The 19,371-nt window shown below is 57.8% G+C and carries 18 protein-coding genes; 4 read left to right on the top strand and 14 right to left on the bottom strand.

Annotation, left to right across the window (positions count from 1 at the left end):
• Positions 1–32 precede the first annotated feature (32 nt).
• Positions 33–2,324, bottom strand: coding sequence for a 5-methyltetrahydropteroyltriglutamate--homocysteine S-methyltransferase (gene metE / locus EBA31_RS00265; protein WP_202914186.1), 2,292 nt, complete (start codon positions 2,322–2,324; stop codon positions 33–35).
• A 90-nt stretch (positions 2,325–2,414) separates the two neighbouring features.
• Here metE and metR point away from each other — a divergent pair, with 90 nt between their 5' ends.
• Positions 2,415–3,365 carry an HTH-type transcriptional regulator MetR gene (metR, locus tag EBA31_RS00260; RefSeq protein WP_122076579.1) on the top strand — a complete coding sequence of 317 codons (951 nt, stop codon included), beginning with the start codon at positions 2,415–2,417 and terminating at the stop codon, positions 3,363–3,365.
• Positions 3,366–3,397: 32 nt separating this feature from the next.
• Here metR and EBA31_RS00255 read toward each other — a convergent pair whose 3' ends face one another.
• A complete protein-coding gene (locus tag EBA31_RS00255) occupies positions 3,398–4,261 on the bottom strand; it encodes a carboxylate/amino acid/amine transporter (RefSeq protein WP_020824831.1) in 864 nt (287 codons plus the stop codon).
• Between the two features lie 150 nt (positions 4,262–4,411).
• Between EBA31_RS00255 and EBA31_RS00250 the strand changes: the two genes are divergently transcribed.
• Positions 4,412–4,741: a hypothetical protein gene (locus tag EBA31_RS00250; protein WP_122076576.1), complete on the top strand. Its 330-nt coding sequence runs from the start codon at positions 4,412–4,414 to the stop codon at positions 4,739–4,741.
• On the opposite strand, the gene EBA31_RS00245 is transcribed toward EBA31_RS00250, so the two are convergent.
• From EBA31_RS00245 to EBA31_RS00190, 12 genes are all read right to left on the bottom strand, one after another.
• On the bottom strand, positions 4,722–5,678 hold the full coding sequence (locus EBA31_RS00245) for an AEC family transporter (protein ID WP_122076572.1): 957 nt from the start codon (positions 5,676–5,678) through the stop codon (positions 4,722–4,724). The two genes, EBA31_RS00250 and EBA31_RS00245, sit on opposite strands and share 20 nt — an antisense overlap.
• Before the next feature lie 105 nt (positions 5,679–5,783).
• On the bottom strand, positions 5,784–6,530 hold the full coding sequence (gene ugpQ / locus EBA31_RS00240) for a glycerophosphodiester phosphodiesterase (protein WP_048762269.1): 747 nt from the start codon (positions 6,528–6,530) through the stop codon (positions 5,784–5,786).
• Entirely contained in the window at positions 6,527–7,603 is a 1,077-nt protein-coding gene (locus EBA31_RS00235) for a sn-glycerol-3-phosphate import ATP-binding protein UgpC (RefSeq protein WP_046374713.1), read from the bottom strand. Before EBA31_RS00235 ends, ugpQ begins: the two co-directional genes overlap by 4 nt.
• Before the next feature lie 16 nt (positions 7,604–7,619).
• Positions 7,620–8,465 (bottom strand): sn-glycerol-3-phosphate ABC transporter permease UgpE, encoded by an 846-nt coding sequence (ugpE, locus tag EBA31_RS00230; RefSeq protein WP_020824827.1) that lies wholly within the window; start codon positions 8,463–8,465, stop codon positions 7,620–7,622.
• Positions 8,462–9,349, bottom strand: coding sequence for a sn-glycerol-3-phosphate ABC transporter permease UgpA (ugpA, locus tag EBA31_RS00225; protein WP_041415156.1), 888 nt, complete (start codon positions 9,347–9,349; stop codon positions 8,462–8,464). The genes ugpE and ugpA overlap by 4 nt, the downstream gene beginning before the upstream one ends.
• Before the next feature lie 162 nt (positions 9,350–9,511).
• Positions 9,512–10,831 (bottom strand): sn-glycerol-3-phosphate ABC transporter substrate-binding protein UgpB, encoded by a 1,320-nt coding sequence (gene ugpB, locus EBA31_RS00220; RefSeq protein WP_020824825.1) that lies wholly within the window; start codon positions 10,829–10,831, stop codon positions 9,512–9,514.
• A 315-nt stretch (positions 10,832–11,146) separates the two neighbouring features.
• Positions 11,147–12,334 (bottom strand): PLP-dependent aminotransferase family protein, encoded by a 1,188-nt coding sequence (locus tag EBA31_RS00215; RefSeq protein WP_048762265.1) that lies wholly within the window; start codon positions 12,332–12,334, stop codon positions 11,147–11,149.
• Between the two features lie 105 nt (positions 12,335–12,439).
• Positions 12,440–13,141: a high-affinity branched-chain amino acid ABC transporter ATP-binding protein LivF gene (gene livF / locus EBA31_RS00210; RefSeq protein WP_122076569.1), complete on the bottom strand. Its 702-nt coding sequence runs from the start codon at positions 13,139–13,141 to the stop codon at positions 12,440–12,442.
• Between the two features lie 3 nt (positions 13,142–13,144).
• Positions 13,145–13,912, bottom strand: coding sequence for a high-affinity branched-chain amino acid ABC transporter ATP-binding protein LivG (gene livG / locus EBA31_RS00205; RefSeq protein ID WP_020824822.1), 768 nt, complete (start codon positions 13,910–13,912; stop codon positions 13,145–13,147).
• Complete coding sequence (locus EBA31_RS00200; RefSeq protein ID WP_122076566.1) at positions 13,909–15,192, bottom strand: high-affinity branched-chain amino acid ABC transporter permease LivM; 1,284 nt, start codon at positions 15,190–15,192, stop codon at positions 13,909–13,911. Before EBA31_RS00200 ends, livG begins: the two co-directional genes overlap by 4 nt.
• The gene (gene livH / locus EBA31_RS00195) at positions 15,189–16,115 is read right to left on the bottom strand and encodes a high-affinity branched-chain amino acid ABC transporter permease LivH (protein WP_122076562.1); all 927 of its coding nucleotides are present in this window, start codon (positions 16,113–16,115) and stop codon (positions 15,189–15,191) included. Before livH ends, EBA31_RS00200 begins: the two co-directional genes overlap by 4 nt.
• Positions 16,116–16,240: 125 nt before the next feature.
• Positions 16,241–17,356 (bottom strand): branched-chain amino acid ABC transporter substrate-binding protein, encoded by a 1,116-nt coding sequence (locus EBA31_RS00190; RefSeq protein ID WP_046374714.1) that lies wholly within the window; start codon positions 17,354–17,356, stop codon positions 16,241–16,243.
• 406 nt (positions 17,357–17,762) lie between these two features.
• Between EBA31_RS00190 and panM the strand changes: the two genes are divergently transcribed.
• Positions 17,763–18,155 carry an aspartate 1-decarboxylase autocleavage activator PanM gene (panM, locus tag EBA31_RS00185; protein ID WP_048762262.1) on the top strand — a complete coding sequence of 131 codons (393 nt, stop codon included), beginning with the start codon at positions 17,763–17,765 and terminating at the stop codon, positions 18,153–18,155.
• On the top strand, positions 18,152–19,369 hold the full coding sequence (locus EBA31_RS00180) for a DUF3142 domain-containing protein (protein WP_122076559.1): 1,218 nt from the start codon (positions 18,152–18,154) through the stop codon (positions 19,367–19,369). Before panM ends, EBA31_RS00180 begins: the two co-directional genes overlap by 4 nt.
• The last annotated feature ends 2 nt before the right edge of the window (positions 19,370–19,371 follow it).

Here is a 19,371-nt window from a genome sequence, read left to right as displayed (position 1 = left end):
CGCCCAGAATAATCTACACCCAAATGTCGCTATCAGACCTGCTGCTCACGCAGGCGCTGTGCGGCCAGCACCATGTTGGTCAGCGACTGACGGGTTTCCGGCCAGCCACGGGTTTTCAGGCCGCAATCCGGGTTCACCCACAGGCGCTCTGCCGGGATGTTCTGCGCAGCTTTGCGTAGCAGCGCTTCGATCCATTCCACGCTTGGCACGTTCGGCGAGTGGATGTCATACACGCCCGGTCCAATTTCATTCGGGTACTCAAACTCTTTGAAGGCTTCCAGCAGATCCATATCGGAACGCGAGGTTTCGATGGTGATCACGTCGGCGTCCAGCGCCGCGATGGAGTCCATGATGTCGTTGAACTCGCAATAACACATGTGAGTGTGGATCTGCGTGTCATCTTGCGCGACAGCGGCGTTCAGTTTGAAAGCCTCCACCGCCCAGTTCAGGTAAGCCGCCCAGTCGGATCGACGCAGCGGCAAACCTTCGCGCAGTGCAGGCTCGTCAATCTGGATGATGCCGATACCGGCTTTTTCCAGATCTTCCACTTCGTCGCGCAGCGCCAGGGCGATCTGTTTGGCGATCACTTCGCGGGTCACGTCTTCACGCGGGAACGACCAGCAGAGGATGGTGACCGGACCGGTCAGCATGCCTTTTACCGGCTTGTCGGTCAGCGACTGAGCATACTTCGCCCACTCGACGGTGATGGCTTCAGGGCGACTGATATCGCCGATGATCACCGGCGGTTTTACGCAACGGGAACCGTAGCTCTGTACCCAGCCGTTTTGAGTGAATACGAAGCCGTCCAGGTTTTCACCGAAGTATTCCACCATGTCGTTACGCTCGGCTTCGCCGTGCACCAACACGTCCAGCCCCAGGCGCTCTTGTTCAACGATCGCCTGTTTGATGTGTTCGCTAATGCTGGTGCGGTAATTATTGCCGTCCAAACGCCCCTGCTTGAAGTCCAGGCGCAGGCCGCGGATTTCCGAGGTTTGCGGGAAAGACCCTATCGTGGTGGTCGGCCAGGCCGGCAGGTTAAAGCGCTCACGCTGTGCCTGAGCACGCTCGGCGTAAGGGCGCTGACGTTCGCTGTCCTGTGCGGTAATCGCCGCCAGACGTTGCCCTACCTGCGCATTATGTACGCGGCTGGACTGACGACGAGCGCGGATTGGTGCGCTATAGGCGTCCAGTTCGGCCTGCTTTTCTGCGCTCGGTGCGTTCAGCGCCGCGCTCAACAGGGCCACTTCGGCGCATTTTTGCAAAGCAAAGGCGAACCAGCTTTTCACCTCTTCGTCCAGGCGAGTTTCCACGCTCAGATCGATAGGGCTGTGCAGCAGTGAACAGGAAGTGCCGATCCACAGTGGGCGGCTGCCGACCAACGGCTGCAGGCGTTCAAACCAACTGCTCAGATCCGCACGCCAGACGTTGCGACCATTGATGACGCCCAGAGACAGCAGCCACTCTGTTGGCAGCGCCTTGTTCAATGCGTCGATATCGTCATGACCGGCAACCAGATCAACGTGCAGCCCCTGAACCGGTAGCTCGCGGACGGTGTCGAGGTTGTGACCCACGCTGTCGAAGTAGGTGGTCAGCAGCAGTTTTACCTGACCTTGCAGCGCTTCGTAAGCCGGCTTGAAGGCGTTCAGCCATTCCTGCGGCAATTCCAGCACCAGTGCTGGCTCGTCAATTTGTACCCACTCCACGCCGCGCTGCGCCAATTCAGCCAGCACCTGCTGGTAAACCGGCAGGATGTCTTTCAGCAGCGACAAACGGTCAAACGCCTCGCCTTTCACTTTACCCAGCCACAGATAGGTCACCGGCCCCAGCAACACCGGCTTGATTTTGTGGCCCAGAGCCAGCGCTTCGTCCACTTCTTCCAGCAGTTGGGTCCATCCCAGTTTGAACTGCTGGCCTTTGTGGAATTCAGGCACCATGTAGTGGTAGTTGGTGTTAAACCATTTGGTCATTTCTGCCGCCGCTGCCGGTTTTCCGGTGGGTGCGCGACCACGGCCGATGCGGAATAGCGTGTCCAGATCGATTGAGCCATCCGCATTCTGATGACGTGCCGGCACGTTGCCCAGCAGCAGGCTGGTGGTCAATACATGGTCGTACCAAGCGAAATCGCCGACCGGCACCAAATCCACCCCGGCCTGCTGCTGTTGTTGCCAATGGCGAGCACGCAGCTCGCGGCCAACCGCCAACAGTTCTTCCTGCGTTGAGTTGCCAGCCCAGTAGCTTTCCTGAGCTTTTTTCAGTTCACGTCTTAGCCCAACGCGAGGAAAACCCAGTGTGTGATTTAAAATTGCCATCGTCATATTCCCCATTTAGCCGTCCAGATGTTTACACATCCATAATCCGCAGGTACTGTATTAACCACAAGCGCAATTTATTCACTGTCACTGTGAAGGACTCTCATGATCGAACTGAAACACTTACGGACGCTGCAGGCGCTGCGCAATACCGGCTCGCTGGCGGCCGCCGCGGCCCAACTCCATCAGACACAGTCTGCTCTGTCGCATCAGTTCAGCGATCTGGAGCAGCGTCTGGGCTTCAAGCTGTTCGTTCGTAAAAGCCAGCCGCTGCGCTTTACCGCGCAGGGTGAGATCCTGTTGCAGCTGGCAGAGCAGGTGCTGCCACAAATCCAGCAGGCGCTGCAGGCGTGCCACGAACCTCATCAGGCCACGCTGCGTATCGCCATTGAATGCCACAGCTGCATTCAATGGCTGACACCGGCGCTGGATAATTTCCGTCAGAGTTGGCCGCAGGTGGCGATGGACTTTAAATCCGGTGTCACCTTTGATCCACAGCCGGCGCTGCAACAGGGTGAACTGGATCTGGTGCTGACCTCCGACATTCTGCCGCGCAGCGGTTTGCACTATTCACCGATGTTTGATTTCGAAGTGCGACTGGTGCTGGCGCCGGATCATCCATTGGCCAGCAAGCTGCACATCGAGCCTGAAGATTTGATTGACGAAACGCTGATGATTTACCCGGTACAGCGTCAGAGACTGGATATCTGGCGCCATTTCCTGCATCCCGCAGGCATCAGCCCGGCGCTGAAAAACGTGGATAACACCCTGTTGCTGATCCAGATGGTATCGGCACGGATGGGGATCGCGGCGTTGCCGCACTGGGTGGTGGAAAGTTTTGAACGCCAGGGGTTAGTGGTGACCAAAACCCTGGGGGATGGCCTGTGGAGCCGTCTTTATGCCGCGGTACGCGACGGTGAACAGCGCCAGGCTGTCACCGAAGCCTTTATCCGCTCGGCACGCCAGCACGCCTGCAATCATCTGCCCTTCGTGCGTGATGCTGCACGCCCAAGCGCCGGTGTCGCCAGCGTCAAACCGCTGGCTTCGCAACCCTGAATATCAGGGCAGCTCGCGCTTGGGCTGCCCGTTTATTTGCTGACTATTTTAGGTGCCACCCAACGGCGATGCACCCACAGCGAAGCGACAATCACCGCCCCGCCGATAATGAAACTTGGCCAATGCGGCTGTTGCTGCCAGATGGCCAGATTAACCAACAGCCCGGCCGGCACATGCATGTTATTCATGATGCCCAAAGTACCGGCATCCACCTGCGTTGCGCCGTAGTTCCACATGAAATAACCCAGCCCGGAAGCCACTACGCCCAGCCAGACCAGAATGCCCCACTGCAGGTTAGTGGTTGGCAGCTGCTGCGGATTGCCCCACAGGCACCAGGCGACCACCGCCACGACCAAGGCCCCCAGATAGAACCAGGAAAATGCGGTGTGTTGCGGCAGCGGATGCACTTCCATCAACCGTTTGTAACCGACCATGCCGATGGCAAAGCTGATGTTCGCCGCCTGCACCAGCAACAGCCCCCACCAAAAATGCTCGCTCAATTGATGATATCGAATAATCGCAGCGCCCAGCACCGCCAATAGCGCACTGAACACATAACCCCAGCGCAGGCGCTGTCCACTGATCAAGTCATAAATCAGCGTAACGTACAGCGGCGTCAGCACGGTAAACAGCAGGAATTCCGGCACCGTCAGGTACATGTACGCGCGGAAGCTGAACAGATACATGATGCCTAGCTGGCAAGCGCCCACCAGCATGTACAACAGGATCACTTTTGGCTTGATGTTGCGCCAGCGCAGGAAAGGCAGGAACACCGCCGCCGCCAGGCCGATGCGCATCAGCACCGAGAACCAGCTGTCGACCTGGCCCGCCAGGTATTCGCCAATCAGGCTGAAAGAAAATGCCCACAGGATGGTAGTAATCACCAGAAGCAGCACGATGGGTTCACCCTAAAGATTCAGAAAGGGCGATTGTAACGGAAGGCAGAAAGGGGTGTAGCGAAAAGAAGGTTTACATCTGAGCAAAATACAAACTTTCAGCAAATTTGCACCGCTGGGTTAGGCTTAATAAAAGACGAGGAGAACATCATGAAAAGTTATCATCTGCTCTATGGCCTGTTGCTGCTGTCCGGATTGGCCACCGCGGCCAACGGCGTCACCGAGCTCAGCTCGCAACAGCAGTTTCTCAACCAACGCACTCAGCAGACGCAACAACAGCGTATGTTGAATAATCAGCAGCTGGATCAGCGCCGCCTGCAACAACAGCGACAGTTCGATAATAACCAGCAGCAACTGCAGCAAACGGCGCCAAACGGTGGGAAGTTGTTACCCAACGGCAACCAGCCGCGCAGCCCATTTAACCGCACAGCACCTGCAGTCCCCCAGGCACCGCTGCCGGCTAGCCCTGCACGCCCATGATGGTCAGGATCAATGGCGTAGTCACTGCTGCCAGCACGGTAGACATCACCAGGCTGGTGGCGGCAGGCCCGGTCAATACGTTGAACTGGCGTGACATCAGGTAAACATTGACCCCGACCGCCATCGAACCCAGCAACACCACCACCCGGGTTTCCATCGGCGGCAGGTCCATCATCCAGGCCAGTAGCCAGATGATCAGCGGTTGAACAATCAGCTTGAGGAAACAGATGCCGCTGCTGAGGCGCCAGCCTTCGCTGATGCGATACTCCGCCAGCCCCATACCCAGCACCACCAGCGACAGCGGTGCGGCAACCTGACCAAGCATGCTGACCGGCTGGTCGACAAACGTCGGCAGCGGCAAGCCGCTCAGGCTGAACAGCGTGCCGGAAAGAATGCCGATAATCAGCGGATTGGTCAGCACGCTACGCGCCGTTTTGATAAAGCCCTGCAGCGTCGGCGAACCATTGCGCGCCCATTCGATGGAGATAGTCACCAGCGTCCAGAGGATCAGGCCGTTAAACACCAACACCAAGGCCACCGATGGGATTGCCGCCTCGCCGAGCATGACGCTGGCGATGGGCAGGCCCAGCATCACGTTATTGGAGAAAATTCCACCCAACGCGAAAACCGATCCCGCCACTCCATCCAGTTTAAACACCCGACGCGCGGTGATGCGACCGATCACGAACACAATCAGGCAACTGCCGAAAAAGGCGATCAACAGGCGGGCATCTACCGCTGGACGCTGCGAAAAGTCGCACATCATGCGGAACAACATGGCGGGGAGAGCCAAAGAGAAGACAAAACGCGTTAAACCGTCGGTGATGGTCGCTGGCCATTTACCCCAGCGGATAAGCCCATATCCCAACACGATCAGCACAAATAGCGGCAAAGACAGCGCTATTTGATGCCATAAAGAACCCATAAAAACAGACATCACATCCCTTCCGTTAGCGCGGCGGCAAAGGACTGACGTCGCAAAATTCAACAGGCGCCGACGGCTTTCTCACGGACGCAGCAAACTGCGTCCGTGGCAACGGGATCACGCGTTGGGAAAGTCCGGGCCGATCAAATCTATCCGGTCAGTGCAAATGCAGTCAACGCCCCAGTTCAACAACAAGCGCGCACGCGCCGGCTGGTTAACGGTATAAACCAGGATGCGCAGCCCTGCGGCTTTCAGCGCCGACACCCGTTCGGCCGTCAGTTCTTTATGGTTGATGTGCAACGAAACGCAGCCCAATCGTTCGGTCAGCGCCTGCCAGTTGTCGTCCCACTGATCCAGCAACAGGCCGCGCGGGAGTTCCGGCACCGTACGCTGCGCCGCCTCAAGCGCCTCAATCGAGAAAGAAGAGAGCAGCGGATCGGTCTGTCCCTGCCACAGCAAACGTGCGGCTAGCGCCACGACACGACCGGTTTCATCATCGCTGCCGGTGGTAGGCTTGATTTCAATGTTCGCCATCATGCCGTGCTGCTGGCAACGCTCCGCCACTTCGGCCAACAGCGGTAAACGTTCGCCCTTGTAAGCGGAGTTATACCAGTTGCCGGCATCCAGCTGTACCAGCTTGTCCCACGGCAGCTCACCCGCCACGCCCCAGCCGTTGCTGGTGCGATCCAGGGTATCGTCGTGCAACAGAAATATTTGCCCGTCCTGCGCCAGCTTGGCGTCGAACTCAATCATTTTATGACCGTGCCGTGCGCCGACATCGATCGCCGCCAGGGTATTTTCCGGTGCCAGAGAACCGCCGCCGCGGTGGGCGACAATGTGGGGGTAAGGCCAGGCTGTGGTCATGATTCCATCCGTAATCCGCTATCGGTATCAAAAAAGTGCAGCGCCTGTGCAGGCAACTGCAAATATAGCGTGCTGCCCGCCGTCGGCATAGTTTCATGCGACAAACGCGCAATCACGCCGTGACCGCCCCACTGCCCATGCGCCAGGTTATCTGCGCCCAATAACTCCAGCGTTTGCAGCGCCAGGGGCACGCCCCCTTGCTCGGAGGTGGTCAGTTGAAGATGTTCCGGGCGGATGCCAAGCGTCAACCGGCGGCCGCCCCACTGCGCCTTGGGTTGCGGTAAATTCAGCGTCATCCCCTCTGCCAGTTGCAGTTGGCTGCCGTCGGCGCTCAACGTGCCGGGCAACAGGTTCATCGCCGGCGAACCGATAAAGCTGGCGACGAACAGCGACGCCGGGCGCTGATAGACCTCACTGGGGGTGCCAATTTGCTCTGCCACGCCTTTGTTCATGACGATCACCCGCTGTGCCAACGTCATCGCCTCCACCTGATCGTGGGTCACATACAGGCTGGTGGTTTTCAGCCGGCGATGCAGTTGTTGCAGTTCCAGGCGCATTTGGACGCGCAGCTTGGCATCCAGATTCGACAGCGGTTCATCAAACAGGAATACCGCCGGCTCGCGCACGATAGCGCGCCCCATCGCCACCCGTTGACGTTGGCCGCCGGAAAGCTCGCGCGGCTTGCGTTGCAACAGCGGCTCCAGCTCTAAAATACGCGCGGCTTCCTCCACCCGCTGTTGAATATGCTGTTTGCCAAAGCCGCGAATTTTCAGGCCATAGGCCATGTTGTCGTATACGCTCATGTGCGGATACAGCGCATAGTTCTGGAACACCATCGCGATACCGCGATCCTTCGGCTCCATATCCGTTACGCGTTGACTGTCGATATAAATATCGCCGCTGGTGGTGCGTTCCAGCCCGGCCACCATGCGCAACAGCGTCGATTTACCGCAGCCGGACGGGCCGACCATCACGATAAATTCGCCGTCCGCCACGTCGAGGTCAATTTGCTTGATCACCGGCGTTTTACCGTCGTAAGACTTGGTGACTGCCTGTAGTTTTAAACCTGCCATGTGAAAATTTCTCTCGTTACTTTTCGCTATCAACCAGGCCGCGTACAAACCAGCGCTGCATCAGAAGAACCACCGTCAGCGGTGGAATTAAAGTCAGAATCATCGCCGCCATCACCTGATTCCACTGGGTCGGCGCGCCAGAGGTGGAGATCATGCTCTTGATGCCCGCCACTGCGGTGCCCATCGAGGCATCGCTGGTGATCAGAATCGGCCACAGGTACTGGTTCCAGCCGTAGATAAAGGTGATAACAAACAGCGCCGCCAGATTGGTCTTCGACAGCGGCAGCACGATATCCCAGAAAAAACGCATCGGGCCGGCGCCGTCAATCCGCGCCGCTTCCAGCAGTTCGTCCGGTAACGTCATAAAGAACTGGCGCAGCAGGAAGGTGGCGGTCGCCGACGCCATCAGCGGCAACGTCAGGCCGGTGTAGCTGTCCAGCAGGTTGAGGTTGGAGATAACCTCCACCGTCGGGAAAATACGCACCTCAACCGGCAACATCAGGGTGAGGAATATCAGCCAGAAGAACAGGCTGCGCAGCGGGAAACGGAAATAAACGATGGCATAGGCGGACAACACCGACACCACAATCTTGCCGAAGGTGATGGCCAGCGCCATCACCACGCTGTTCAGCAGCAGCAGCGAAAACGGCACCTTAAGGTTGCCCACGCCACCCTGCCAAATATTGCTGATGTTTTCCCACAGATGACCGCCGGGGATCAGGGTCATCGGCACCTGAAACACCTGTTTGTCGTCCAGCGTAGCCGCCACAAAGGCCACGTACAGCGGGAACAGCACCACCAGCACGCCGATAATCAGCATTACGTGGCTGAAAATGTCCAGCCCGCGTCGGTTCTCAATCATTGGTAACGCACCTTACGTTCGACAAAACGGAACTGGATCACCGTCAGGCCAATCACCAGCAACATCAGGATCACCGACTGTGCCGCGGAGCTGGACAGATCCAGACCGGCAAAGCCTTCACGGTAAATCTTGTAGATCAGCGTGGTGGTGGACTGTACCGGTCCGCCGCCGGTCGCGGCATCGATCACCGGGAAGGTATCGAAGAAGGCGTACACCAGATTCACCACCAGCAGGAAGAAGCTCACCGGCGTGATTAACGGCAGCACCAGATTGAAGAAACGCCGTACCGGGCCGGCACCGTCAATGGCCGCCGCCTCAACCAGAGAGCGAGGAATTGACTGTAGCGCAGCCAGGAAAAACAGGAAGTTATAGCTGATTTGCTGCCATACCGAGGCCAACACCACCAGGAACATCGCCTGCCCGCTGTTTTGCGCGTGGTTCCAGCTGTAGCCCAGTCCGTTGAGGAAATGGGTAATCAGCCCCAGGCCGGGGTTGAACAGGAAAATCCACAGCACTGCCGCCACTGCGGGCGCCACGGCGTAAGGCAGGATCATCAGCGTCTGGTAGATCCGGCTGCCGCGCAGCACGTAATCCACTAACGCGGCGAAGAACAGCGACACGACCAGCCCGATACCCGCCACCAGGAAACTGAAAATCAGCGTGGTGTAAAACGAGTCCAGATAGTAAGGGTCGTGGAACAGTTGGGTAAAGTTGTCCAGCCCGACAAACTGGCTGGACAGGCCAAACGGGTCGAGGCTTTGCACCGAATACCACAGCGCCTCACCGGCGGGCCACAGAAAGAATATTGCGGTAATCAGCAACTGTGGCAGCACTAAAACATAGGGCAGCCAACTGCAGCCGAAACCGGGACGATGTGAACTCATCATTAGGGACTCATGAAGACAAAAAACGGGTGACTCGAAGCAGGGCGTCGCGAGCAAAGCCAGTCTGGGTGCGGACAGCGCACAGCTCCCGGAGTGGACATAAAGTCCATGAGGAGAGCGAGCACTGCCCAATCCCAGAATGGCAAAGCGCAGTAGCTGCTATTACTTAGTCTGAGACTCGAAGCGACGCAGCAACACATCACCGCGCTGTACGGCGGCATCCAATGCCTGCTGTGGCGTTTTCTTACCGGTCCACACGCCCTCCAGCTCTTCATCCACGACGGTGCGAATCTGCGGCATATTGCCTAAACGCAGCCCCTTGGTGAACGGCAATGGCGGCTTGTTCAGCATTTGACGCGTCGCCACGTCCGCCCCTGGGTTCTTGTCATAGAACCCCTGTTGTTTGGTCAGGTCGTACGCTGCCGTGGTGATCGGCAGATAACCGGTCTTCTGGTGCCACTCGGCGGCGATTTCCGGCTGTGCCAGATACTGCAGGAACTCGGCTACGCCTTTATAGGTGGCGGCATCTTTACCGTTCATCACCCACAGGCTGGCGCCACCGATAATGGCGTTCTGCGGTGCATTTTTGGCATCGGCATCATACGGCATCATGCCCACGCCATAGTTGAATTTGGCGTAATGCTTGATGTCCGCCAGCGAGCCGGATGAAGCGGTGGTAATCGCACAGTCACCGCTGTAGAACTTCTCGGTGGATTCGTCTTTACGGCCGAAATAGGTGAAGTCACCTTTTTTGTTCATCTCTTCCAGCAGTTGGATATGCTTGACCTGCAACGGCTTGTTGAACTCCAGCTTGGCGCTCGCGCCACCAAAACCATTGTTCTCCGTGGCGAATGGCACACCGTGCCAGGCACTGAAGTTCTCCAGTTGGATCCAACCCTGCCAGCCGCTGGCATAGCCGCATTTCATGCCGGCTTCACGCAGTTTGGCGGTGTCCGCCGCCAGCTCCTGCCAGGTTTTTGGCGGCTGGTCTGGGTTCAAGCCGGCTTTCTTGAAGGCATCTTTGTTGTAATACAGCACCGGGGTGGAGCTGTTGAACGGCTGCGACAGCAGGTGCCCGCTTTTGTTGTCGGTGTAGTAACCGGACACCGTAGGCACGAATACCGATTCGTCAAAGCTGATGCCCGCGTCTTTAAACACTTCGTACACCGGCTTGATCGCCTTGCTGGCCATCATGGTGGCGGTACCCACTTCATACACCTGCAGGATCGCCGGCGCTTTACCGGAGCGGTAAGCCGCGATGCCCGCCGCCAGGCTCTGTTCGTAGTTGCCTTTATAAACCGGAACAATTTTGACGTCGGTGTGCGACTGGTTAAAGCGGTCCGCCAGGGAGTCCACTTCTTTACCCAGTTCGCCCTCCATCGAATGCCAGAACGGGATCTCGGTCGCCGCCAGTGCCTGAGTGCTGACCGCCAGGGTCAACGCGACGCACAGCGTGGTTTTGCGAATAGCGTAGGTGAGCATGCCTAACTCCTGAAAAAGCTGGTGTATCCCCTGCATCTTTCACGCCGCAGCCGTGTTGGTTTCCCGCCATCACCTCAGTCATTTACCTATATGTAAACTCCTGAGGATTCTGGCGGTCACCGCCTTGCTGCTACGTGAAATCTATTGGGGCAATAAGCGCGTGAGCGAAAAGAATCAGTTTTTTGTTCGGAAGCTAACATGCCATGCTCGGATGACAGAAAAATAACCGTTAGATGACAGCCATATGACGGAAGAGTGAAGTGCAGATTGCGGTTTGATGTCGGCGACGGGGAAAGATCCCCGCCGCCGTGAAGATCACAGTGAACGGCGCAGGCGGGCAACCGCTTCCTGCATTTGCTGTTCAGTGGCGGTGGCGAACGACAGGCGGAAGGTAGAACGGTCCGGATTGTCTGAGAAGAAGTATTCTCCCGGCACAAACACCACGCCCTGCTGCAGGGTGGTTTTCAGCCATTCGGTGGCGTTGAACGGCTGACGGAAACGCGCCCACAGGAACATGCCGCCTTTCGGCATATCGAAGCTGATATGGTCACCCAGCTCTTTTTCCACCAGCCCGGCCAGGATCTCACCCTTTTGTTTGTAAGCCGCGCGGATCTTTTCGATCTGCGCCGGCAGGCGATCCAGCCCCAGGTAACACTCTACGATGCTCTGCGACAATGCGCTGGCATGCAGATCCGCCGCCTGCTTGATGATTGCCACTTTATGCAGCAAAAACGGCGGCAGGATAGCCCAGCCCAGACGCAACCCCGGAGCCAGGATCTTGGAGAAGGTCGAGGTATAGATAATGTTATCGGTATGGCCCAGCACCTGCTGCGAAACCTGGTGCAGCGTCGCGTTACGCTCGTCGGTAAAACGCAGTTCGCCGTACGGATCATCCTCGATGATCAGGAAATTGTGCTCGGCCGCCAGCTTGACCAACAGTTCGCGACGCGGGGCGCTCAGGGTAATGCCGCTTGGGTTGCCGAAGTTCGGCACCACATACACGCCCTTGATGCGCTGCGTTTTCAACAGCTCGGCCAGTTCTTCGACCACCATGCCATCGCTGTCGGACGATACCGACATGATATTGGCTTCCGCCAGTTCCAGCGTCTGCAACGCCGCCAGGTAGGTCGGACGTTCCACCACGAACACGTCGCCCGGGTTCACAATGGCGCGCATCACCAGATCCAGCGCCTGCTGGGAGCCGGCCGTGACCATCACTTCATCGGCGGTGGCGGTGACGCCGCGTTCGGCACACAGCTCGCAGATGCGTTCACGCAGCACCGGGCTGCCTTCGGTAAGACCGTACTGAAAAGCGCTTTTCGGCTGTTCGGTGATCGCCTGATGAGTGGCGATGCTCAGCCCTTCGAAATCAAACAGGGCATCAGAGGGGATGCCGCCCGCCAGCGAAATGACGTTTTCCATCTTACTGTGCTTGAGCAATTCACGGATTGCCGAGCTTTTTACTTTTACGATGCGCTGCGCGAGTAACCCTTCTGTGTTCATTTCTTATTCTTCTCGTAATCGTTAAAAATGTTGTAGGGGTCCGATACGCTGCGCCCGAGTCGCTCGGGGCGAAGATATTCGCCCCCTACCGCTTCGACGGGTATTTCAACCGCCCAGATACGCCGACCTAACTGCTTCGCTTGCTAACAATTCGGCCCCCGTATCTTCCAACACCACGCGCCCGTTTTCCAGTACATAACCGCGATCTGCCAGTTTCAGCGCCTGATTGGCGTTTTGTTCGACCAGGAAGATGGTCATGCCCTCTTCACGCAGCTGCTGAATGATGTCAAAAATCTGCTGAATGATGATCGGCGCCAGCCCCAGAGAGGGCTCGTCGAGCAGCAGCAGCTTCGGCTGGCTCATCAGTGCACGGCCTATCGCCAACATCTGTTGCTCACCGCCGGACATGGTGCCCGAGCGCTGCGTACGGCGTTCCAGCAGGCGCGGAAACAGGCCAAACACCCTTTCGATGCGCTGTTGATATTGGTGACGGTCGGCAAAGAAACCGCCCATCGCCAGGTTCTCTTCCACCGTCATGCGCGAGAATACCCGCCGGCCTTCCGGCACGATAGCCACCGCTTCGCGCATGATGCGCGACGTCTGCCACTGGGTAATGTCCTGATCGAGAAAGGTGATGCTGCCTTCGCTGGCGCGGGGTTCACCGCACAGCGTGCCGAGCAGCGTGGTTTTGCCGGCGCCGTTAGCGCCGATCAGAGTGACAATCTCGCCCTGCTTTATGTTCAGGCTAACCTGATGCAGCGCCTGGATTTTGCCGTAATGGGCGGATACCTGATTAAATGACAACATAAATTATTCGCCCAGATAGGCCCGGATCACGTCCGGGTTGTTACGGATTTCTGCCGGGGTGCCCTGCGCCAACGGCGTGCCCTGGTTCACCACGTAGATACGATCGGAGATGCCCATCACCAGTTTCATGTCGTGCTCGATCAGCAGCACCGACACCTTATGCTGATTGCGCAATTCGACGATCAGGTGATCCAGCTCGTCGGTTTCCTTTGGGTTCAGGCCCGCCGCCGGCTCGTCCAGCATCAGTAATTCCGGCCGGGTGACCATGCAGCGCGCAATCTCCAGCCGCCGTTGCTGGCCGTAAGCCAGATTACCCGCCGAACGGTTCGCCATCTCCAACAGGCCCACCCGTTGCAGCCAAACCGAGGCACGCTCCAGCGCATCGGCTTCGGCACGGCGGAAGGCCGGCGTTTTCAGCAGCCCGGCGAACACGCCGCTTTTCAGATGCTGATGCTGTGCGACCAACAGGTTTTCGATCACCGTCATCTCGCGAAACAGCCGTACGTGCTGGAAAGTCCGCACCACGCCCATCCGGGCGATGGCCTGGCCGGGCAACCCTTCCAGATGGCGCTCGCGCAGTTTGATGGTGCCGCTGGTCGGACGGTAAAAGCCGGTCAGGCAGTTAAACACCGTGGTTTTTCCGGCACCGTTCGGGCCGATCAGCGAAACAATCTCGCCCTCGTTCAGCGTCAGCGCCACGTTATTGACCGCCAGCAGGCCACCGAAGCGCATCGACAGCCCTTCGACCTTCAACAAAGGTTGCATGCTCATGCTTGCTCCCCCTTGCCTGCCTGGATATCCGCCGCCTTCAGTTTTAGCTGTGGCCGCTTCATCGGCAACAGCCCCTGCGGCCGCCAAATCATCATCAATACCATTAAGGCACCCAGCAACAGCATGCTGTATTCGTTCAGATCACGCATCAGTTCGCGCGACACCACCAGCAGGATCGCCGCCAGGATCACCGCGAACTGCGATCCCATGCCGCCCAAGACCACGATCGCCAACACGAAGGCCGACTCGACAAAGGTGAAGGATTCCGGGCTGACGAAGCCCTGGCGCGCAGCGAACAGCGTGCCAGCAAAACCGGCGAAGGCGGCGCTGATGGTAAAAGCGGTCAGTTTGATTCTGGTCGGATTAAGCCCCAGCGAACGGCAGGCGATTTCATCTTCGCGCAAGGCTTCCCAGGCACGGCCCAGCGGCATGCGCAGCAGGCGGTTGATCACAAACAGCGTCAGCACCACCAGCAACAACGCCACCAGGTACAAAAAGACAATGCGATCGCTCGGATCATATTTCAGGCCAAAGAAGTTATGGAAGGTATCCCAGCCGCCGTCACGCGCGCTGCGGTTGAACTCCAGGCCGAAAAAGGTCGGTTTCGGGATCTGGCTGATGCCGTTCGGGCCGCCGGTGATCTCGGTATTGTTCAACAACAGGATGCGCACGATCTCACCGAACCCCAGCGTGACAATCGCCAGATAATCGCCGCGCAGGCGCAGCACCGGGAACCCGAGCAGAAAACCGAAGAGGGCGGTGACCATACCCGCCAGCGGCAGGCTCTCCCAGAAACCCAGGCCGTAATAATGGTTCAGCAGTGCGTAAGTGTAAGCGCCAATCGCATAGAAACCGCCGTAGCCCAATACCAGCAAACCGGACAGCCCCACCACCACGTTCAGGCCGAGGCCCAACATCACGTAGATCAACGTCAGCGTGGCGATATCCACCGAGCCGCGTGAGACCAGAAATGGCCAGGCAACCGCGGCGATAATGATCGCTGCGGCCAACAGCTTCTGCCGAGCGGTCGTGCCATCGAAGCTCGGTAATACCCACGCCGGGCCTGAGATTTTTTTCAGCCCGTGCTGCATCAGCGGGCGCAGCAGTTGGAAGAAAAACACGATGACGCAGCCGATGCCGATCCACATCCAGCGCACTTCCGCTGCGCCGTGCACCACCAGTTTGGTACCGTCCAGGCTCAGCTGCATGCCCATCAGGAATGAAGCCATCACAAACAGCACCAGGGTGGCGATCAGCGCGTTGAGCAAATTGAGTTTCATACCTTCTCAACCTCCGGACGCCCAAGGATGCCGGTTGGCATGATCAGCAGCACCACAATCAGCAGCGCGAACGACACTACGTCTTTATATTCGGCACTCAGGTAAGCCGAAGTCAGCGCCTCTGCCACCCCCAATACCAGGCCGCCAATCATCGCGCCGGGGATGCTGCCGATGCCGCCCAACACTGCCGCGGTGAAGGCCTTCATACCGGCCATAAAGCCGATATAGGGGTTAATCACTCCGTAGAATTGCCCGAGCAGTACGCCGGCGACCGCCGCCATCACCGCACCGATCACAAAGGTCAGCGAGATAACCCGGTCGGTATTGATGCCCAGCAGGCTGGCCATCTTCAAATCCTCCGCACAGGCGCGGCAGGCGCGGCCCATACGTGAATAACGAATAAACATCGTCAACGCCAGCATCGCCAGGAAAGTGACTACCCAGATAATCAGCTGCATGGTGCTGATGGTGGCAGCAAAGCCGTTGCTTTCCCCCAGCACCCATTGCCCGGTGACCAGGCTTGGCAACGCCAGGTCGCGCGAGCCCTGGGTCAGGCTGACGTAGTTTTGCAGGAATATCGACATCCCTATGGCGGAAATCAGCGCGATCAGGCGTTTGGAGTTGCGTACCGGCTTGTAGGCCACCCGCTCGATGCTCCAGCCGTAAGCGCTGGCGATCACGATCGATACCAGGAAAGCCGCGCCAATCAGCAGCCAACCGACGTCGATGCCGATCATCATCAGGGCGGCGATAACAATAAAGGAGACATAGCTGCCGATCATGTATACCTCGCCGTGGGCGAAGTTGATCATGCCGATGATGCCGTAGACCATGGTGTAACCGATGGCGATCAATGCATAGGTACTGCCCAACGTGACGCCGTTGAACATTTGCTGCAGAAAATAGAGAACCTGCTCAGACATACTCTAACCCTTGGCTGCGCTTTTATAGCAAACCTGAACGCGGTGAGAAATTCAGGTAAAGGGGTGCGGGCCGGCAAGCCGGCCTGCGGGCGCAGCTAGCTGCGCCCTACCCTAATTATTATGGCTTATTTAATCGGCGTTGAAGTGCCATCGGCATGCCATTCGAACACCCCGAACTCGAAGCCTTTAAGATCGCCTTTGTCATCCCAGCTCAACGGCCCCATCACGGTGTCCACCGGCTTGCCGGTTTTCAGATCCTTGACGATGTCGGCCGGTTCCTGGCTGCCGCTGCGCTCCATCCCGGCAGTCAGAGATTGCAACGCTGCGTAAGTGGTCCAGACGAACGGCCCGGTTGGATCCAACTTTTTGGCTTTGAGCGCATCCACCACCGGTTTGTTGGCCGGCACCTGATCGTAACGCTTAGGCAGGGTCACCAGCATGCCTTCAGAGGCGGCACCGGCGATATTGGACAGTGAGGAGTTGCCCACGCCTTCCGGCCCCATAAAGCGGGTGGTCAAACCGGCCTGTTTAGCCTGACGCAGGATCTGGCCCATTTCCGGGTAGTAACCGCCAAAGTAAACGAAATCGACGTTTTCTTTCTTCAGGCGCGCCACCAGGGTGGAGAAATCTTTATCGCCGGCGGTGATACCTTCAAACATCACCACGTCGGTGCCCTGCTTTTTCAGGCTGTCGCGCACCGAGCGCGCCAGGCCTTCGCCATACTGCTGCTTGTCGTGAACCACGGCAATGCGCTTGGGTTTGATCTCGCTGAGGATGTATTTCGCCGCCGTTGGCCCCTGATCGGAATCCAGGCCGGTGGTACGCATGATCATTTTGTAACCACGGGTGGTCAGATCGGCGTTAGTGGCCGCCGGGGTGATCATGATTACGCCTTCATCTTCATAAATGTCGGAAGCCGGCTGCGTCGAGGATGAGCACAGGTGGCCAATCACATAGCGGATACCGTCATTGATCACCTTGTTGGCGACGGCTACCGCCTGTTTTGGATCGCAGGCGTCGTCATATTCCACGCCGACCAGTTTGTCGCCCTTGATACCGCCCTTGGCGTTGATATCGGCAATCGCCTGACGAGCGCCGGTGAATTCCATATCGCCATACTGCGCCACCGGGCCGGACATCGCCCCGACGATCGCCACCTTGATGTCTTTCGCCATTGCCGCATGCCCGATAGCCATCGCGATACAACCCGCCAACAGCGCCTTACCTTTTGTTAATTTCATCCGCAAATCCCCATCTGTCGTTGTGAACGTACCTGTTGTGTTTGCCGACACCCAACCCTTATTTACTGCTTTTATTCATAAGTAATAATGATTTAGGTGTTTTTGTGGCAATATTTTCTAATAAGACTTTATTTTTCATGCCATTAAACAGGAATTTTCTGCTGCAAATCAACTTACACAATCAGAAACAAGCGGTGTAAACAGCATAAAATCCGGATTAAATCTGCGCTGTTTTGCATCAGGCACAGCGCGTTATGCTGGTTCTCGATCGATTAACTACATATTTACTCGGAAAATGCGTCCTGCAAAAAACATTTTGCGCAGTAATCGTACAGAAAAACTTACACAACGCTCTGTGCAAGATCTATTACACTGTCGGCATCGATTAGCCGTTCGGAAATCCTGCATGAAACTGACTATTGAGCGATTAACCACGCTGTCCCAGCAAGACCTTATCGACCTTGGCAAAATCTGGCCGCATCAGCAGCCGGAACAGTGGCAAAGCGGGTTGAACGGCAATAAAGCGCTGTTCGCCGCACGCTTCAATGAGCGGCTGCTGGGTGCGGTGAAACTCGAGCTGGACGGTGAACGTGCCCAACTGCAGGATTTGCTGGTGCGTGAAGTCACGCGCCGTCGCGGCGTAGGATTGTATCTGGTGCAGGACGTGCAGCGTCAGTTACCGCAGATAACGCATTGGCAGCTTTCGACCGCCGGTCTGACCCCACGCGAGCGGGGCGAGGTGGATAACTTTATGCGCGCCTGCGGTTTCACTCAGCAAGGCGAACTCTGGCAACGATGAAGCGCAGGTTCCTCGCACTGTTGGTGCTGGTGCTGGCGTTAATCGCCTGGTTCGGCGGCCGCCAGCAGGCGCTGCGGATACAGCCGACCTGGGATAATCAGGTCTACGTCTGGCAACGCGTTTGGACGCCGCAGCATGTTGCCGCACTGGCGCAAAGCCGCGATCTATTCCCTACACTGCGGGTGCTGGGTTTACAAGTGCACCCGCGTGAGGGCTGGCGGGAAATCCCGGTCAATCTCCCCTTACTGAAACAAGATGGCCGCCCGCTGTGGCTGGTGGCCCGTCTGGATGGGCAGTTGACGCAACTGGATGAAGTCGCGATTCGCCAACGTTTGCTAAAACAGGTGCAACGCTGGCAAACCGCCGGGCTGGAGGTGATCGGCGTTGAAATCGATCATGACGCAGCTACCGCGCGCCTGCCCGCCTATCAGCATTTCCTGCAGCAGTTGCGTCAGCAATTGCCCTCCTCACTGCAACTGGGCATTACCGCATTGCCGGCCTGGATCGGCTCAGCTGCGCTGCCCGGTGTCTTGCAACAGGCAGACAGCTCCGTGCTGCAGGTGCATGCCGTACTGTCGCCCGAACAAGGCCTGTTTGCTGCCCCGCTGGCACTGCGGTGGGTAAAACAGTACGCACAAATCACGCCAAGACCTTTCCGGGTGGCGCTGCCTGCCTATGGCATGGGTTTGGTGGGGTTCGATACGCAAGGCGCGCAGGTGGAAAGCGAAGCCTCCGTGCGCGTGGCGGGTACCTCGCGCGAGCTGACGGTCGCGCCGCAGCAGGTGGCCGATTTTCTGCGCCAGTTGAACACACGGACCACACCACACCTGCTGGGCCTGATCTGGTTCCGTTTGCCACTGGCGGACGATCGCCGCGCCTGGTCACTGGCTACGCTGAGGGCGGTAATAGAAAAGCAACCGCTCGACGTCAGCTGGCAGGTAAAATTTAGCCCTCAGGCGCTGCAAAATGGGCTGAATGATCTGATAATTCAAAACAACGGGCCGGTGGATGCACCGCTGCCGCATGAAATCGTCATCACCGCCGGTGAGTGCCTGGCGGCGGACGCGGCAGGCAACTACCGGCTGGAAAGCGAGCCTCAACGACTACGCTTTGTGCTTACCCGCAGTGACCAGCTGCGCGCCGGGCAGTCCCGGCCGTTGGGCTGGATCCGCTGCCAACAACTAACGCCAGGAGGCACCCTTGTCACACCGTAATG

Origin of the sequence: Serratia sp. P2ACOL2 (genome assembly GCF_003691565.1) — a bacterium.
Taxonomy (GTDB): domain Bacteria; phylum Pseudomonadota; class Gammaproteobacteria; order Enterobacterales; family Enterobacteriaceae; genus Serratia; species Serratia liquefaciens.
Note: the sequence above shows the minus strand (reverse complement) of the source record. Positions and strands in the feature narration are given on the sequence as shown.

What these genes read in the sequence shown, in the direction of transcription:
- metE (WP_202914186.1), bottom strand. Translation starts at nt 2,324, where the DNA reads ATGGGGAATATGACGATGGCAATTTTAAATCACACACTGGGTTTTCCT.
- metR (WP_122076579.1), top strand. Translation starts at nt 2,415, where the DNA reads ATGATCGAACTGAAACACTTACGGACGCTGCAGGCGCTGCGCAATACC.
- EBA31_RS00250 (WP_122076576.1), top strand. Translation starts at nt 4,412, where the DNA reads ATGAAAAGTTATCATCTGCTCTATGGCCTGTTGCTGCTGTCCGGATTG.
- EBA31_RS00245 (WP_122076572.1), bottom strand. Translation starts at nt 5,678, where the DNA reads ATGTCTGTTTTTATGGGTTCTTTATGGCATCAAATAGCGCTGTCTTTG.
- ugpQ (WP_048762269.1), bottom strand. Translation starts at nt 6,530, where the DNA reads ATGACCACAGCCTGGCCTTACCCCCACATTGTCGCCCACCGCGGCGGC.
- EBA31_RS00235 (WP_046374713.1), bottom strand. Translation starts at nt 7,603, where the DNA reads ATGGCAGGTTTAAAACTACAGGCAGTCACCAAGTCTTACGACGGTAAA.
- ugpE (WP_020824827.1), bottom strand. Translation starts at nt 8,465, where the DNA reads ATGATTGAGAACCGACGCGGGCTGGACATTTTCAGCCACGTAATGCTG.
- ugpA (WP_041415156.1), bottom strand. Translation starts at nt 9,349, where the DNA reads ATGAGTTCACATCGTCCCGGTTTCGGCTGCAGTTGGCTGCCCTATGTT.
- ugpB (WP_020824825.1), bottom strand. Translation starts at nt 10,831, where the DNA reads ATGCTCACCTACGCTATTCGCAAAACCACGCTGTGCGTCGCGTTGACC.
- EBA31_RS00215 (WP_048762265.1), bottom strand. Translation starts at nt 12,334, where the DNA reads ATGAACACAGAAGGGTTACTCGCGCAGCGCATCGTAAAAGTAAAAAGC.
- livF (WP_122076569.1), bottom strand. Translation starts at nt 13,141, where the DNA reads ATGTTGTCATTTAATCAGGTATCCGCCCATTACGGCAAAATCCAGGCG.
- livG (WP_020824822.1), bottom strand. Translation starts at nt 13,912, where the DNA reads ATGAGCATGCAACCTTTGTTGAAGGTCGAAGGGCTGTCGATGCGCTTC.
- EBA31_RS00200 (WP_122076566.1), bottom strand. Translation starts at nt 15,192, where the DNA reads ATGAAACTCAATTTGCTCAACGCGCTGATCGCCACCCTGGTGCTGTTT.
- livH (WP_122076562.1), bottom strand. Translation starts at nt 16,115, where the DNA reads ATGTCTGAGCAGGTTCTCTATTTTCTGCAGCAAATGTTCAACGGCGTC.
- EBA31_RS00190 (WP_046374714.1), bottom strand. Translation starts at nt 17,356, where the DNA reads ATGAAATTAACAAAAGGTAAGGCGCTGTTGGCGGGTTGTATCGCGATG.
- panM (WP_048762262.1), top strand. Translation starts at nt 17,763, where the DNA reads ATGAAACTGACTATTGAGCGATTAACCACGCTGTCCCAGCAAGACCTT.
- EBA31_RS00180 (WP_122076559.1), top strand. Translation starts at nt 18,152, where the DNA reads ATGAAGCGCAGGTTCCTCGCACTGTTGGTGCTGGTGCTGGCGTTAATC.